This is a genomic window from Scytonema hofmannii PCC 7110 (assembly GCF_000346485.2).
GTDB classification, from domain to species: domain Bacteria; phylum Cyanobacteriota; class Cyanobacteriia; order Cyanobacteriales; family Nostocaceae; genus Scytonema; species Scytonema hofmannii.
This window is the reverse complement of record NZ_KQ976354.1, coordinates 8,943,078-8,959,074: the sequence shown is the minus strand read 5'-3', so window position 1 is coordinate 8,959,074 and position 15,997 is coordinate 8,943,078. Positions and strand designations below refer to the sequence as shown.

The window sequence follows — 15,997 nt, the reverse complement described above, 5'->3', positions numbered from 1 at the left end:
GGACGGGCGTCCTCGCCCGTTCTGCCGTGCAAATTTAAAGCGCAACAGCTTACCACTGATATCGAATCTGGTCGTAAATCTTCACGTATTCTTCTCCTGGGTTGTTCCAAGAGTAGTCATACTCCATCCCTTGAAGGGCAAGCTTGCGGAATTCCTCTGGCTCGTTGTACCACAACTTCAGAGCGCGATCCATTGCCGACTCAATAGCATGGTAATCCGACTGGTAGAACACGTAACCGTTTCGTTCTTCTGAGGGTTTGTTTTCTTCGTAATCTCGGTCAAACACCGTATTAACGAGTCCACCAACTCCCCGAACTATCGGTACAGTCCCGTACTTCAAACCAATCATCTGAGTTAACCCACAGGGTTCGTAATTGCTGGGGACAACAATCATATCTGCCCCTGCATAAATTAAGTGGGATAATTCTTCGTTAAAGCCAAGTTCCAGATGAATATCGGGGTTATCGTTTAAGAAACGTTTTTCGTGCTGGAAGTGAGCATTGATCCCGGACTCTGTTGCCGAACCTAACAGCACAAATTGTGCTCCGTTGTGGATGGCGTGGTACATTGCGTGATGGACAAGATGCACACCTTTTTGATCGTCCAAACGACCAATATAAGCAATGAGGGGTTTATCGACATCCTGTAGCAACAGCCGTTCTCGTAACGCTTTTTTGTTCTTCGCTTTCTCTTCAAAATTGTCTTTACTAAAGTGATGGGGTATGTAACGATCTGTTTCTGAATTCCAGAAATCGTAATCAATACCGTTCAAAACTCCAGTAAATTTATCTTGGTATAGGTGTAAAGTGTGACCTAGCCCGTAACCAATGTTAGTATAACGAGCTTCCCAGGCATGATGGGGTGAAACTGTTGTGACTGCATTGGAGTAAACAATCCCTCCTTTCATAAAGTTGATGGCAAAGGGGTTGAAGTTGTCTTGCAGGCGATCGTGATGGAAGTAGTGTTCTGGTCGGTTTAAACCCGTGGCTCGTAGAATCTCAACACCACCAAAGCCCTGATGCTTGAAGTTGTGGATGGTGTAGCAAACCCGTTGATGACCCATTCCGTGATATTGGTAAGTCTCATAAAGTATCACTGGAACTAAGCCCGTTTGCCAGTCATGGCAATGGATGACATCAGGTCGCTTGTTGCTCTGTTGCAAAAATTGCAAAGCGGCTTTGCTAAAGAACGCAAATCGCATATTGTCATCGTTACAACCGTAATAGCAGCCCCGATTAAAGAAATTATCCTGTGAGTGAGGTTCAATAAAGAAACACACTCGCCCGTGTACCCACCCACAGTAGACAGAACAGTGAATCGCACCGCCATACCAGGGTACCCACAGGTTCATGTAAGCGTCATGCAACCCCCATATGTGGTCGTAGCGCATACAGTCGTACTTCGGGAGAATAATTTCGACGCAATGTCCCCGGATTTCCAATTCTCTGCTGAGTCCATAAACGACATCGCCTAAGCCTCCAGCTTTAATAACAGGAGCGCATTCTGAGGCAAGGTGAACGATGTACATGTCTATCCTCGCTTAATAAAATTTTACCTTATATTATGTTTTCCATAATTACAGAAAAAATGTATCTCTTGGCAAGTAAGTTACCTATTCATTAGGAACAAAATTACCTAGTGACTGGATAAGTACTGTCTATCCGTGAAAATATCCTTCTTTATATTTAGAACGCGTGCAAGAATATGTCTTAAGCTATATTGACAGAGTATGTTAATATCTTTACAATCGAAATTCTAAATGTATGGGTATGGAGACTAAACTCAAAGAACTTATCGGCTTGCCTAACGTTTGGCTTTTTGTCAAGAGTAGTAATGGCTGGTTAAAGAATGTAGAAATCATGGATGTCAGTACTGATACTGTAACATTTCGTTACGAGCACGAATCTGATACAGAGAAGAGAATGTGGGAGAAAACCACTCGAATTGATAATATTGCGGAAATAGAAGTTCGTTTGTTAACACTGCCAAAGTGCGATCGGCAAGTGCAAGATATCAGGAACAGGCTTTCCAAGCTGCTAGAGCAGGAAGAAAAATAGTTTATCCAATCGTCGTAATACCTGACCCTCTTTTCAATAAGAGGGTGGGTTATGATGTTGAATTTACAGGCATCGTATTTATAGCGGTTTTTAAGTAGATGCAATACACCAAAAATTAAGGAACCGCAGATGCACGCAGATGCACGCAGATAAATTATGTAGTTCACTTAGGTGAGAACCGCTATATTCAGCTACAAATGGCTATAAACCTAAGTATTATTAGGCTATATTGATACAAACTTCTTGTGGGAGATTGTTTGAATACGAGTGACAGTAATCAACCAGAGGTAGCTCAGGTCGATTGGATAGAAAAGCTTCTTTCAGAAGCTAAAGCTTTTGAAGCAAATACTTATGAAGAAGCATTAGCCAGGGTTCTTGTTGAACAAGCCCTTAAAAATGCTGAAAGAACTGCTACCGCTCCCGGTATTTCACTTGCAGCTGCTTTTGACCTCATTGTAGCTGCTGAGTACTATACAAAAGTAGCAAACACGGGATGGCTTTATTGTCCAGTAAATGATTTTCCTCTTTTAATTTATCCATACACTAACACCTGTCCAAGATGTGTTTTGCAAGGTAATTTTTGTTTTCATCAAGCGAACAAACCTCCTTCTGGAACTATTGGCGGAACAACAAGGCGTTTGCTCTGTGTATTTCTCAAGCATTTATTCACTATTAATTCACGATATTTAAAAATTTATTACGGTGCAGAACCTATTGACGTAATCATTCATGATGAAACACAGGATGTAGTTCTACTAGCGGAAGTAAAAGCCGCTCCACTGACAACACTTCCCTTAGCAGTAAAAGTCGAGGTGCAAACTGAGGTAGATGATGACGGAGAACCTGTACCTCGTTCACACTCTGCTACGGATAATTCATTTCTTACGTCATCTAAAATGAATATTATGCTTCCTAAGTTGGAAGACGATCGCTGGAATTATGAACTTGTACCTTTAGGTGTTAAAGGAAGTGGTAGTTCTACAAAATGGGCATACGAGCAAATTGGAAAAGTTTTTGGAGAGGAAGACGAACTGTTTTATCGATATTTTCAGTTCTGGAATATTGCTTACTCTGCCTATAACAAAGCTGTACGAGGAAGAGGAACTTTACCAGAACCTGTTTATTGGTTAACAAATGCCTGCGGACAACCTATTCCCAAACCCGAAACTTGGCCTATGAGAAGAAAGGGTGAGGGATACGAATCTATTTCTGATAGTAAATCAAGTGTGGGAATGGATAGAACTGATGATATCAAAAAAGGGATTTATCAAGTTTTAAAAATTGCTGCATCTGGTAAGCCCAAAGCCAGTCATTTCGCATTCAAAACGGCTTTGCTATCTAATATTCATGCTGTACGTCATTACAAGGATTACTTGCTTGAGCTTCAGGATATTGTGTGGATTTTAGATAAAACAGGAAAAGCTAAAAAAGTTGGTGATTTACCACTAGATAAAGAAGTATACAATTTATTTGATGGTATTATTACTTTTACACAAAGTCATATAAGAGATGAATGGATTCAACAAAATTTCCAATTCTAGCAGTTCTTATAAGATTATTGAAAATCATATTGCTAGAAGAGTAGGTTCCGATGTTCAAAAACGTATTAACGCCCTAAAAATAGGGCAAAAAATGCAGGATTTACCGGAAGAGCTTTGGCATGATAGCTTTAAATACTATGTCAAGCATGACCCAAATCGACAGGGTGGACCAAACCTGAGAATGATTAGACTCGATCCGAATAAACCTTCCTTAACAGTGACAGGTTATATTTTTAACAAATTTGTTCATCCCTACGAAAACAGGTTCATTACTGTACGTGAGGCAGCACGTTTACAAGGTTTTCCCGATCGCATGAAATTTGAAGGAACCCTAACCAGTACTCAGCTTCAGGTAGGTAATGCAGTCCCCGTACCACTTGCAAAGGCTGTGTTTGAACATTTAGCTCACCAAGCGCATATGCTTGGATTTAATCGTTCTTTAAAAGCCTTCAGTTTATTTAGTGGTGCAGGAGGTATGGATATTGGTGCTCATCTTACAAATTGCATAGACATTTGTGTAACACTCGACAATTGGTCAGATGCTTGTGCAACGCTACGTGGTTTTTTTGGTAAAGATATTTTTGTTTTAGAAAAAGATATTTCCACCCTACAAGATCCATTAAATCTGTGGCAAAATACCTCAGGTGAAGTTGATAAGCCTGACCTTATTTTTGGAGGTCCCCCTTGTCAAGCATTCAGTCAAGCAGGTAAACAAAAAGGGTTGGAGGATGACCGAGGTAGAATGATTTACGAGTTTTTACGCTTTGTAAAACATTTACATCCACCCTTTTTTGTAATGGAAAATGTATCTAATCTCAAAGGAATTGCAGGAAGTAAACTATATCAGGAAATTTTGCAGAAGATGGCGAATTTAGGCTATCAAGTTTCGGTTGGGATACTTCTTGCTGCTGATTTTGGTACGCCTCAGTCACGGAGACGATTGTTCTTTGTTGGTTGCTTAAAAGAAATTGGCAGTGTTAGCTTACCTTTACCGACTCATACGCCCGAACCTGAATTATTTGGTCTGTTGCCATATGTAACAGTTGGTGAAGCTTTTGCCGATCTTCCAGAAGCAGAGTTCAGTCGTTAACTAATTTCACGGAATTCCCCACTCGCCCATGGAGTAGTTCATATAAATTGGTTCTTGTACTCAACGATTTTCAATTTCCCGCCTCACCCATTTGCGAAAAGCACGAGTTGTTGACATTTCTCCATTTGTTCTGCTTTCTCGGATAAAGCGAGGAATCTCTTTCACTGGTACAGACACAAAGGACGGACTTAGCTGTACTTCTGAGTACTCTCCAGAGCCAAGTACGTAGAATCGAAGTACAGTTCCGTTGTATCTCCAGAATTCAGGTATACCCATCGCGGCATAAAGTTTTAGCTTATCTACTTTTGGTCTGGAATATTCGACTTCCAGTACTAAATCTGGTGGTGGATCGGTTGCTAAGTCTATATTTTCTTTGTCTCGAACCAAAGACTCATTCTGAATGTAGTAGCTACTATCCGGCTCACCACCTCGTTCCAAGTCATCCCGTGTTAAAGTCAGCGAACCAGCACGTTTAATTTCCAGCCCCAGTTCCTCACACAACACCCCAATAAAAACTTCAATTAAGCGGTTGGAGTTTTCATGTGGCATGAGTGGAGACATGATTTCTAGTATCCCATTGTCGTAAGCGAGTCTAGTGTTGCGTTGATTGCTCATCTCAGCCAACATGGCTTTAAACGTTTGCCAACTAATGTTTTCAAGTACGGTTCTAGTTTCTGCGGGTACTGCTGTTGCTACCATAATCAATCTCCGTAGTTCATAGTTCAGCCTTCAGAAAAATTCGATATCGCAATCTTATCGGGAGGGTACACTCTATAAATTCACCCTACTTCATGAACACGTTTATATCTACAGCAAGCTTATCAACCAGTAGTCTCTACTTAATTCAAGACTAATACCAATTTTATATAAAGATGCACAGAAAGCTAGATTCAAAACTCCTGCCACATAAGGGTTGTAGACAAGATTCTGTGCAAGTTCACAAAGAATTGGTATAAGTAGGTGTACGGTAAGTACGCAAAAAATAGTTATACGGTTATGCAGACTAAAACCTTACCAGCCTACGTTTAACGTTTGATATCTAAAATTGGTGTTAAGTTTAATTTATAAAACTTACGCACGCTCTACGAATTCTTGGCGCTCTTGGCGTCTTGGCAGTTCGATAAATCCGGGTTTCTAGCAATTTTTGCGTCAGTCCTGATTTAGTCCGCGTAGGCGGACTTTGTTTGTATAGCCGACACTTCCAGTGTCAAGAAATATGAATGACACCTGCAAATCTACGCCCCAACACTCGACATTTGTCTCCTCACAAGAGCATCCCCAGATCGAACATCAAACCAGTGAATATTTTGAGGAGCCAACACCAAGGTAATATCCTCACCACTCCAACTTTGGTCTGTTGGTAGCAACGCACGTACTGTCGTCTGCGAATCTTCAATCCTCACACTGACCAAATAGTGCATACCCAAGTTTTCCACGAGATACACTCGCCCTCTAATAGTTTGTGTATCATTTACTTCTGGAATCCGAACATTTTCCGGACGAATTCCCAATACAATTTCAGGTGGTACAGTTGGTAAATCTGGAAGAGGTATCTGGAACTTCCCCAGCATTGCGTGTCTTTCTTGACAAGGTAGAGACAGTAAATTCATTTGGGGACTGCCAACAAATCCAGCGACAAATAAATTGGCTGGATGGTTGTAGATGAGATCGGGCGGGTCAAGTTGCTGGACATAACCATCATTTAGCAAAGCCACTTTAGTGGAAAGTGTCATCGCTTCTGTTTGGTCGTGGGTAACATAGACAACCGGAACATTTTGAGCCGCGAATAGTTGCTTGATATCTGCACGCACTCGTTCGCGCAACAACGCATCTAGGTTACTTAACGGTTCATCTAACAAGTATACATTGGCACGACGTACAAGCGCTCGCCCTACCGCAACTCGCTGCCGTTGTCCCCCAGACAGTTGACCGGGCTTGCGGTTCAATAACTCTTCCAATCCTAAAATATGGGCAACATCTGCTATTCGGCTTTTAATCTCTGCAGGTGGAGTGCGGTGCAGTTTGAGACCAGAAGCAAGGTTGCCATACACCGTCATGTGGGGATAAAGTGCGTAACTTTGAAACACCATTGCAATGTTGCGATCGGCTGGTCGCTTGTAGGTGACATCCACGTCTCCGATTGTAATTTGACCGCGAGTCGGTTCTTCAAGCCCTGCAATCATTCGCAATGTGGTAGACTTTCCACATCCAGAAGGACCTAGTAAAGTAAGAAACTCTCCATCGTTTACAGTTAAGCTAATATCTTTCACCGGAATGACTTTGGAGGTGTAGGTTTTATTTAAATTTTTGAGTACGAGTTTAGCCATTGTTCGATTTTGGATTTTAGATTTTAGATTTTGGATTGATTAAGGATTTTGGATATTAGTAGGTTGGGTTGAGGAACGAAACCCAACATTTCATCGAATTCTTGGGTATCACCTTGTTTTACTCAACCCACACAATGACATTCGAGAATTTAAGATTTACTTTATGAGTGACCTCTAATTGCCTATTTTAAAGTTTATTTCAGAATCGATAAAAAAATTCCTAGCAAGCGAGCGCATGGAAATAGCGACACCTCTAATTTATCGATATACAAAATATCGCCAGTCAGACGCAAAAACTTCCAAGCAGTTCCCGATGTAACACAACCGTGAATAGCAGGTACATCCTTACCTTCATTTTCATTGAAAATTTTAGCGGCTAGCATTTCTGCACCACACTGACCCAATCCACTGTTAAGGTTGTTGTTTTTCGCTTCAACAATCGTCATTACCGGGGCTGCGATAAAATATTGCTCTTTATCAAGACTAATCAAAAAGTCTGGATTACCATTAAGTCCAACATTCGGATCGACTGTGAAGTCATTGCCACTAAACAGTGCTACTTCATTGCGCTTTTGCTCCTTCACCTCCAATAGAACCGGAAAAATTATCATCTCTGACCTAGATTTTTCCGTATCTGTAGCCAAAGCCAAAGGCACTGTTTTTTCTAGTAACTGAACGAGAAAATCTGACGGGGATACTGGTGTAATTTCTGGGAAAAGCACAACGTTTTCCTCAATTTTCAAATTGAAGTCTTTAACCAGTTTTTTAAGAGTAAATTGGCTGTATGGCATTATTCAATCCAAAATCCAAAATCCAAAATCTAAAATCCATCTATCCTTTAACAGCACCAGCAGTCAGACCTTGAACAATCCTGCGCTGGAAGAACAAAACTAGTAGAACTAAAGGCACAGTTCCCACAACAGTTGCAGCCGCAATTGGACCATAAGGAATTTCATAAACTGAAGCACCCCCTAACTGTGCTGCAGCCACAGGAATTGTCTTCAACTCTTCACGAGTCATAAACGTGAGAGCAAAAATAAACTCATTCCAGGCAAAAATAAAGGTGAGAATCCCAGTCGTTACCAAGGCGGGAAGGGTCATAGGAAGTACAATTTGCCACAGTAATTGAAAGGTGTTGTAGCCATCGACTCTAGCTGAATCTTCTAAGTCTTTAGGCAATTGTTGGAAAAAGCTTCTTAGAACTAAAATTGTCAGAGGCAAATTGATTGCAGTGTAAGGTATAATCAACGCCAAATAATTGTTACCCCACCTGAGTGCTTGAATAATTTCTAACAATCCTATAAATAGAAGAATTCCAGGAAATAAAGTCACAATTAGCACACCAGCAAGAATAAATCGTTCACCCCAAGGACGTAACCTTGCAAGAGCATAAGCCGCAGGTGCTCCAATCGCTAAGGAAAGAGCTGTGGATGTCACAGAAACGAAAGCACTGTTGAAGATGTAGCGCCAAAATGGACGGCGGACGAATAACTCAACGTAGTGAGCGAGAGTGTATCGCGTAGGAAAATAGACGGTAGGAATCGCAGCAATATCTTCATTTACCTTCAAGGAGGTCAGCAATTGCCAGAAGGCAGGTGCTAAGCTGAACAAAACCACTAACGCAATTGCTATTGGTAGCAAGATTTTTTTCCAAGGAATTGCCTTTTTGGGTGGCTTTGAAGTTCTTGGTGGAATTGTTTCTCGAATTGCAGTCATAGGTTTATAACTCCTTATACCTAGTAGTTCGCCACATAAATTCTCATGGGTAAACCAATGATTAAATTTATCCTCTCTTTCTCTTCCTTCTCTTCGAGACGCTTCGCGAACGCGCTCTTTGCGTCTTTGCGGTTTTTTAAATCATCCCTCAAATTCAAAGTGACAAACTACTAGCACGAGATTTGTTAAGCAAGAAACTGGCGATCGCCACAGCTGCAACAAGTATTAAAAATGTGACAACCACAAGAGCAGCCCCATATCCAAAATCCAAGTAGCGCATCACAGTAGAATAGATATACAGCGATACCACTTCCGTTGCACCACCAGGTCCGCCCCCAGTCATCACAGCAATCAAGTCGAAAATCCCGAAAGCTTGAGCAAACCGAAATAAAACTGCAATTAGGATTTGCGGTAGCAGCAATGGCAGAGTAATTTTGTAGAAGTTTTGCCAGGGCGATGCTCCATCAACTGAATGAGCTTCATAAAGATCCTGTGAAATTGACTGTAAGCCAGCTAGTAGCAGAATACTAATAAAAGGTGTAGTTTTCCAAATATCAGCAAATATCACTGCTATCATTGCCAGCGTTGGATCTCCCAACCAGTTAATCCCAGTCTCTACCAATCCCAATCGCCGCAAAATATCGTTCACAACTCCAAACTGGTCGTTAAAAATCCAAGCCCAAGCTAAACCAATCAGAGCCGTAGGCAAAGCCCAAGGTAGAATTGCGATGGTACGCACGACTCCCCGTCCAAAAAACGCCTGATTGAGAACTAAGGCAATTCCTAATCCCAGTAATAATTCGGAAACCACGGATGCTGTTGTAAATACGGTAGTCGTCCAAAGACTCTGCCAAAAACGACCATCTCCTATCATCCGTACATAATTATCCAAACCAGAGAATACGGGTTGTAACTCCGTTCCCAAATTCCTAGTAAATACACTTAACCAAAATGCTCGTGCGATCGGATAGGCAAATACAAACAACAGTAGCAGCAATGCTGGTGTTAGTAAAATCCACGCTGTTCTTTGTTGCCGACTTTGGAGTGTGTGCAAGTTCATATAACCTTTACGATTTTCCAATTCTTAGCAGCTGGCGCGTTTCACTAGCAGCAGCCTGCATTGCTCGTTCCGGAGTCATCCGACCACTGAGGGTTGCACTTAAGTAGCGCTGCAAAATATCGGATGCTTGAGCGTATTGAGCAACTGGTGGGCGTAAGACCGCATTGTCTACGACTTTCAACAACTGGGGAAAGTGAGGAAATTTAGCTACAATCTCTGGATCTGTAAATAATGCGCGTCGGCTTGGGACGTAGCTTTCACTCAAAGTAAATTGACGCTGTGCTTCTTCACTTGTAAAATATAGAATTGCTTTCCAAGCTTCTTCTTTATGTCTGGAAGATTTGGCAATTCCCACACCCCAGCCCCCAAGACAAGCCCCCCCAGTGCTCCCAGGTGCGTGAACCATCGTCTTAATGCCAAATTTACCCCGGATTGGCGAACTCTCTTGATTGGCTAGAGTCCAAACATAGGGCCAACTTCGTAAAAATGCCACTTGACCGCTCTGAAACATCCGCCTGGTGTCTTCTTCAATATAAGTTGTAACTCCAGGAGGGGAAACACCCTCCCTCACAGTGCTACGCAAAAACTCGATCGCTTTCAAGGTTTGAGGTCGATCCAGTCCCACCTCACCCGTATCAGAATTAATCCAGAAGCCACCAGAACCTTCAAGAACTTCCACAAACATCGCCACCAATCCTTCATACTGGCGACCTTGCCAAACATAACCCCATTTCACCTTGTCTTTTTTCTGCAAGGCTTGGGAAATTCGCATTAAGTCCTCAAAGGTTTCGGGTGGTTTAAATCCTGCTTCTTTGAGCAAGTCCTCTCGGTAGTAGAGCATTCCTACATCAGAACGCATGGGGATTCGGTACAACTTATCTTGATAACGTCCCGCCTCCACATCCTTAGCCGAAAATGCTTTCAACTCATTCTTGGAAATGCGATCGTCTAAGGGTAGCAGCCAGTTACCTGCTGCAAACTTAGGAGCCCAGATAGTATCCATATAAATCAAATCATACGGAGATTCACCCAGGATAAAAGCAGAAGTATACAAGTCTTCCAACAAATTGGTAGCATTTGGCCCTTCAACCAGGTTGATGCGAATACCTGGGTGTTTGGCTTCAAAGTTTTTAATTAAGAACTGTTTCCAAGGCGGAGAATCAGGAGCCGCAAGCAACATAGTTAAGACGACTGGTTGCTGCGAAAACGCTACCCAACTGTATAATATGATGCTAAATAACAGTGTAAAAAAAACTCCTGTACGCAAAAAACCTTGTTTTTGTAAGAAGTTTCGCAGTTTATTAAGTGGTTTGCGGTACAACATTATGAATCAATCAGTCATTAACTGCTAGCACAGAAAAAGATTTAATCTAAACAAAATTTGCTGTTTACTTGCAAACTTGCTTGTGAAGACACAAAGAATATTAAATTTAAAAACTTTACCTTAGTCATGCACAACTTTCCAAAGATAGAGAAATTTACCAAAGATAACTTTCTTAAGAAGAATATAATTTAGCATTGACAGAAAACGTCAAATATGAACAAGCATTTTTAGCGCCTCAACGTTTGATTTTTTAACGAATGAGAACTAACATACCTACGGGGCGCAAGGCCTTGCGCGCCTACAAGTCTGAAATGACTATTATTCGTTGATACATATAATGGTCAATTTGTACAATACTTAAGTTGGCAATTCCTGTTTTACAGTGACTCAGCTGTTCAATATCTATATTTGCTTTTTGAACCGCAGAGGCGCAGAGTAAGAGAGAGAAGCGTTTGGTGCTTGTTATCAAATCTTAAAAATATGCAAGTTAAATGTGTTTTAGCTAGCGATCGATGAGTGGCTCTGGAAGTAGTAAAGCTGACACACTAACTTTTAGTTTCTCTGAATTGCGTAACAAAACCGACCTATGAGTGATTGGTTCTTGTCTTCAATCATTAAGTCTTCTGTTAAGTTCTTTAACTCCTTTAAAAATTTTGATAAGTTGTAAGTTCTAGCAAAAGATTTTGAAAATATGTTTTATTTTGAAGAATATAAGGAGAAAAAATAATTGATGTACTTGTATCGAGCAACTGGTTACTTTCTTGACCGATGCCTTTTCTAACACTAACTCTGAATCTGCATCACCGAAAATATAAGGAATGTTTTCAGTTCTTAACCGTTTAATAGCTGCTTCACTCCTGCTGATTGCTCAAAGCCAATAAGTAACTTGGTTTCTACTCAGCACTCAGCACTTTGCTATATCAGTAATAACCATAAAACAAGTTCCCAGTAGCTTCTGGGTTCTCCCCACAGTATTCTTTTATAAGCTGTAAATACTCTTGTTTGGAAATATAACCATCACCGTTGGTATCGAGATGTTGAAAAATTTCTTCATATCCACTGGCATTAAAACCAAATGCCGTGAGCAACTGCTTGTATTCTTCTAAAGCAATTTTCTTATCACCATTAATGTCTATTACCTCAAACAAAGTCGCCATCGGTTCTTGCCAAGCTGCTGCTGAAGAGTCATTATCTACAACGTATTGCTTGCTGTAACTTTCAATGAATTCATCTAAAGAGACTTTGTTGTCTTTATTAAGATCGGCATCAATCCAGTAATCTTCCCACATAGAGATTACCTGATTATGCAGATTTTCATAATCGGATGAACCGGTTTCCCAACCACGTATCCGTGCAAAATTACTAGCAATCCGAGCAAAATCTTCTCGCTCTACAAAGCCGTTTTTATCGACATCTAAGCCTCGGAAAAGAACTGTCAATTTTTTCTTTAGTAGTTCAGATACCATGATTTAAACACCTCATACAAATTAATTCTTGTTTTTCATTTCAACGATACCATATACTTAGTATAATATCTCTATAGCCATCTTAAAAAAAGCTCTCAACAATATTAGTAATAACCAAAAAATAAGTTTCCAGTAGCTTCTGGGTTTTCTCCACAGTATTCTTTTATAAGCTGTAAATATTCTTGTTTGGAAATATAACCGTCACCGTTGATATCGAGTTTGTGAAAAATTTCCTCGTACCCACTTGTATTAAAACCATATGCCGTGAGAAACTGCTTATATTCTTCTAAAGCAATTTTCTCATCACCATTCATGTCTATTACGTCGAACAAAGCCGCCATCGACTGCTCCCAAGCTGCTGAAGTGTCATTATCTACAACAAATTGCTGATTGCAACTTTCAAGGAATTCATTTAATGAAACTTTGTTGTCTTTATTAAGATCGGTATTAAGCCAATAGTTTTCCCATAAAAATATCAGATGATTGTGCAGTTTTTCATAATCGGATGAACCAGGTTTCCAACCACGTATCCGCGCAAAATTACTAGTAATTCTATCAATGTCTTCTCGCTCTACAAATCCGTTTTGAGCGACATCTATACCTTGGAAATGAGCTATCAACTTTTTCTTTAGTAGTTCTCTTATCATGATTTAGACACCTTTCTAAAAATTAATCCTTCTTGTTAATTTTCAACGAATACCATAAATTAGGTACAATTTCAACACTTCTATAAGCTAAATTTTTCAGCGTTTTCTATTTTACTATTCTATGCAGCCTCATATAGAATTGGTATCACTGGCAAAACTGTAATCCTTGGCGCGAACAATCGAATAAATGTAAACCAAACTTCTGTGAAAGTTCTTCGCATACTTTAACGCCACGAACACTGTTACCGCGCGAATCTAACAGAGGTGAAAAGACTCCAATACCCATAACATTGGGAATAACTGCAATAATCCCGCCAGAAATACCGCTTTTTGCTGGAATACCAACTTTATAAGCCCATTCACCAGCAAAATTATACATACCACAGGTATACATAACACTTAAAATGTCTTTAATATAACGGTTATCTACGGATTGTTCTCCTGTTATGGGGTTAATGCCTTTGTTGGCAAGGGTAGCTGCCATAACTGCCAAATCGCGACAATTTACCATGACTGCACACTGTTGAAAGTAAAGATCTAGTGTTTCATCAAGGCTTTGGTCGATGGTACCAAAATTTAACATTAGATGTGCCATTGCACGGTTGCGGTGTCCTGTAACGCGCTCTGAGGTAAATACTGAGATATCAACAAAGACATTATGACCCGTATATCGACGGAACATATCTAGCATTCGATTGAGACGTTCGGTTGCGCCTGTACCTTTAATCAAGCTTGTGGTGGCAATCGCTCCTGCATTCACCATTGGGTTATAAGGGCGTTTCGATACCTCATCAAGAACAATGGCGTTAAATGCATCTCCTGTTGGTTCCACGCCAACTTTTGTCAAAAGGTAATCTCGTCCGCGATCTTCGAGAGCAAGTCCGTAGACAAAAACTTTAGAAATCGATTGAATTGTAAATAATTCATTGTAGTTTCCAACTTGATAAACTTCTCCTTTAACAGTGGCGATGCAAATGCTGAATAGCTCTGGATTTACTTTGGAAAGTTCTGGAATATAGTTAGCGACTGCACCTTCTTGCAATGACTTGTACTTGGAATGCAATTCGCTAAGAAAAGATTCTATAGACGATGCGGTTATTTTTAATTCTTCTTGCTTTGCCATTAGGGCTGTTAGTTAGGTATTAAAACTTATGTCTGCGGGTATTAGGCTAGAAATTTTTTACAAAATGCCGATTTAAGCATCTCCGAAAAATTACGGTATTTGTTTTTTTGACTTTGTACCCTAGCATTAATCCACTTGAAAAACAACCGTGTATACCACATTTATTAATTTAATTAATAAATCATGTTAAGATTTAGTAATCAATTTTTTTATTTAAGAAAAAAAGCGATACATGGCGAAAATCCTCGTTTGAGTAAGGTTTCGCCGCAAAAAAGGGAGTGAAAATTTTATAAGTTTACCAAGACTTACGCTAAAACCCCGATCCCCAACACCGTTCGTTCGTGTTAATGTGATGCAGTTAAAAGCAAAAAGTGAAAGCGGAACGAGTTTGAATTTTGGGAATGTGTCGAAACGCTCTATTTAACGTTTCTACAATCAAAAACCCCGCTAATTTAACGAAACTTCTGTTCTTCAGTCGCTTTAATATCGGACGCATGAATCATAAACTTTTGTGGGCTGTTGTGGCTCTGTTTACTACTGTTTTTGGCACACCGTCAATTGGTCGCTCTCAAGCAATCGAGAAAACGGCTTCAACTTCGCCAACTGTAGCTTTATCAGATGTGGTGAAAGTAGGGGAGTATCAACCAAAGACAGAAAACCTTGCTAAAAATGCATCTGCGATCGCAGTAATTCACACGCATAACTTAGCAGGACGTCAGGCAGCAACCCTCTATCTTCGTAAGATCCCTGTTCTTACCTTTGTTGGTAAACAGCCTGTATCAACTTCAGGAATTAAGATTGGTGCCATTGGTGATGCTAGTACCAAGGTTAGTAGTACACAATATCTAAACACCAATGGATTGAGCCAAAAAAAGGTTGCTACAACGGGACCAAGCGCGGACATCAAAAATCAGCCCGTAGCTGCTGCTGATGACCCAGTTCAAAGAGCAACAGTGGTGGCTGCAAGAATCAATCAGCTAGTTTTGGACAAAGTAGACCCTAACAAGATCGCAGTCAGTTGGGTGTCTGTCAAAGAAATGCCAACTCATGAGAATCAGCCAACACAAAACGGGCGCTATATCATCAAAGTTGACGACAAAGAACTTGTGGAAATTAACGGCGATACACGATTCGCAAATACAACCAACAACCCAGCAAAGGATGCATTGCAAGCAACCAATCGCATGCGAAGACTGATTGGTAATGCAGAACCGCTGAATGAAATTGCGAATTTACCCGTGCGATCGTCGCCCCTGCAAATCCCAAAAATCTCGCTACCAAAGTTGCCGACTCAGATTGCCAACAGAGTGCGCGGTACTCTTCAAGGTATGGCATCTTGGTATGGTTATGACGGTTCTGGCAATCGTACTGCCACTGGCGAAAGGTACAATCCAGAAGGACTAACAGCAGCCCATCGCAGCTTACCCTTTGGCACAAGAGTCCGTGTTACTAACACCCGCAATGGTCGATCTGTTGTGGTGCGAATTAATGACCGGGGCCCATTTATTCGGGGTCGAATTATTGACCTTTCTGCTGGAGCCGCCCGAATTTTAGGTGTAATGAGCACAGGTATTGCTCCCGTGCGTGTTGAAGTCTTAGGAAGGTAATTCTAGGGAGTAGGGAGTAGGGGAAAAGAACCATTCCCC

14 protein-coding genes are annotated in these 15,997 nt (G+C 40.8%); 4 read left to right on the top strand and 10 right to left on the bottom strand.

What is annotated here, in order from left to right; all coding sequences use genetic code 11:
- Nucleotides 1-49 precede the first annotated feature (49 nt).
- A complete protein-coding gene (glgA, locus tag WA1_RS37865) occupies nucleotides 50-1,528 on the bottom strand; it encodes a glycogen synthase GlgA (RefSeq protein WP_026135164.1) in 1,479 nt (492 codons plus the stop codon).
- 241 nt (nucleotides 1,529-1,769) lie between these two features.
- On the opposite strand from glgA, the gene WA1_RS37860 reads away from it, so the two are divergent.
- From WA1_RS37860 to WA1_RS37850, 3 genes are all read left to right on the top strand, one after another.
- Nucleotides 1,770-2,057: a DUF6679 family protein gene (locus tag WA1_RS37860; RefSeq protein WP_026135163.1), complete on the top strand. Its 288-nt coding sequence runs from the start codon at nucleotides 1,770-1,772 to the stop codon at nucleotides 2,055-2,057.
- Between the two features lie 257 nt (nucleotides 2,058-2,314).
- Nucleotides 2,315-3,598, top strand: coding sequence for an alpha-amylase family protein (locus tag WA1_RS37855; RefSeq protein WP_148662857.1), 1,284 nt, complete (start codon nucleotides 2,315-2,317; stop codon nucleotides 3,596-3,598).
- Nucleotides 3,567-4,688, top strand: coding sequence for a DNA (cytosine-5-)-methyltransferase (locus WA1_RS37850; RefSeq protein ID WP_017747974.1), 1,122 nt, complete (start codon nucleotides 3,567-3,569; stop codon nucleotides 4,686-4,688). Before WA1_RS37855 ends, WA1_RS37850 begins: the two co-directional genes overlap by 32 nt.
- Nucleotides 4,689-4,748: 60 nt before the next feature.
- Here the strand turns inward: WA1_RS37850 and WA1_RS37845 are convergent, their stop codons facing one another.
- The 9 genes from WA1_RS37845 to glsA all read right to left on the bottom strand — a co-directional run bounded on the left by WA1_RS37845 (nucleotide 4,749) and on the right by glsA (nucleotide 14,351).
- Entirely contained in the window at nucleotides 4,749-5,387 is a 639-nt protein-coding gene (locus WA1_RS37845; RefSeq protein WP_017747973.1) for a Uma2 family endonuclease, read from the bottom strand.
- Nucleotides 5,388-5,923: 536 nt separating this feature from the next.
- The gene (locus tag WA1_RS37840; protein ID WP_017747972.1) at nucleotides 5,924-7,015 is read right to left on the bottom strand and encodes an ABC transporter ATP-binding protein; all 1,092 of its coding nucleotides are present in this window, start codon (nucleotides 7,013-7,015) and stop codon (nucleotides 5,924-5,926) included.
- A gap of 194 nt (nucleotides 7,016-7,209) precedes the next feature.
- Nucleotides 7,210-7,806, bottom strand: coding sequence for a hypothetical protein (locus WA1_RS37835; protein ID WP_017747971.1), 597 nt, complete (start codon nucleotides 7,804-7,806; stop codon nucleotides 7,210-7,212).
- A gap of 40 nt (nucleotides 7,807-7,846) precedes the next feature.
- Nucleotides 7,847-8,731 carry a carbohydrate ABC transporter permease gene (locus WA1_RS37830; protein WP_017747970.1) on the bottom strand — a complete coding sequence of 295 codons (885 nt, stop codon included), beginning with the start codon at nucleotides 8,729-8,731 and terminating at the stop codon, nucleotides 7,847-7,849.
- A 154-nt stretch (nucleotides 8,732-8,885) separates the two neighbouring features.
- Nucleotides 8,886-9,791: a carbohydrate ABC transporter permease gene (locus tag WA1_RS37825; protein ID WP_017747968.1), complete on the bottom strand. Its 906-nt coding sequence runs from the start codon at nucleotides 9,789-9,791 to the stop codon at nucleotides 8,886-8,888.
- 7 nt (nucleotides 9,792-9,798) lie between these two features.
- Complete coding sequence (locus WA1_RS37820; RefSeq protein WP_017747967.1) at nucleotides 9,799-11,115, bottom strand: ABC transporter substrate-binding protein; 1,317 nt, start codon at nucleotides 11,113-11,115, stop codon at nucleotides 9,799-9,801.
- Nucleotides 11,116-12,035: 920 nt separating this feature from the next.
- Nucleotides 12,036-12,581 carry an EF-hand domain-containing protein gene (locus WA1_RS37815; RefSeq protein WP_017747966.1) on the bottom strand — a complete coding sequence of 182 codons (546 nt, stop codon included), beginning with the start codon at nucleotides 12,579-12,581 and terminating at the stop codon, nucleotides 12,036-12,038.
- Nucleotides 12,582-12,685: 104 nt separating this feature from the next.
- Nucleotides 12,686-13,228 carry an EF-hand domain-containing protein gene (locus WA1_RS37810; protein WP_017747965.1) on the bottom strand — a complete coding sequence of 181 codons (543 nt, stop codon included), beginning with the start codon at nucleotides 13,226-13,228 and terminating at the stop codon, nucleotides 12,686-12,688.
- Between the two features lie 145 nt (nucleotides 13,229-13,373).
- Complete coding sequence (gene glsA, locus WA1_RS37805) at nucleotides 13,374-14,351, bottom strand: glutaminase A (protein ID WP_017747964.1); 978 nt, start codon at nucleotides 14,349-14,351, stop codon at nucleotides 13,374-13,376.
- Nucleotides 14,352-14,845: 494 nt separating this feature from the next.
- On the opposite strand from glsA, the gene WA1_RS37800 reads away from it, so the two are divergent.
- Nucleotides 14,846-15,958: a septal ring lytic transglycosylase RlpA family protein gene (locus WA1_RS37800; protein ID WP_017747963.1), complete on the top strand. Its 1,113-nt coding sequence runs from the start codon at nucleotides 14,846-14,848 to the stop codon at nucleotides 15,956-15,958.
- Nucleotides 15,959-15,997: the final 39 nt, after the last annotated feature.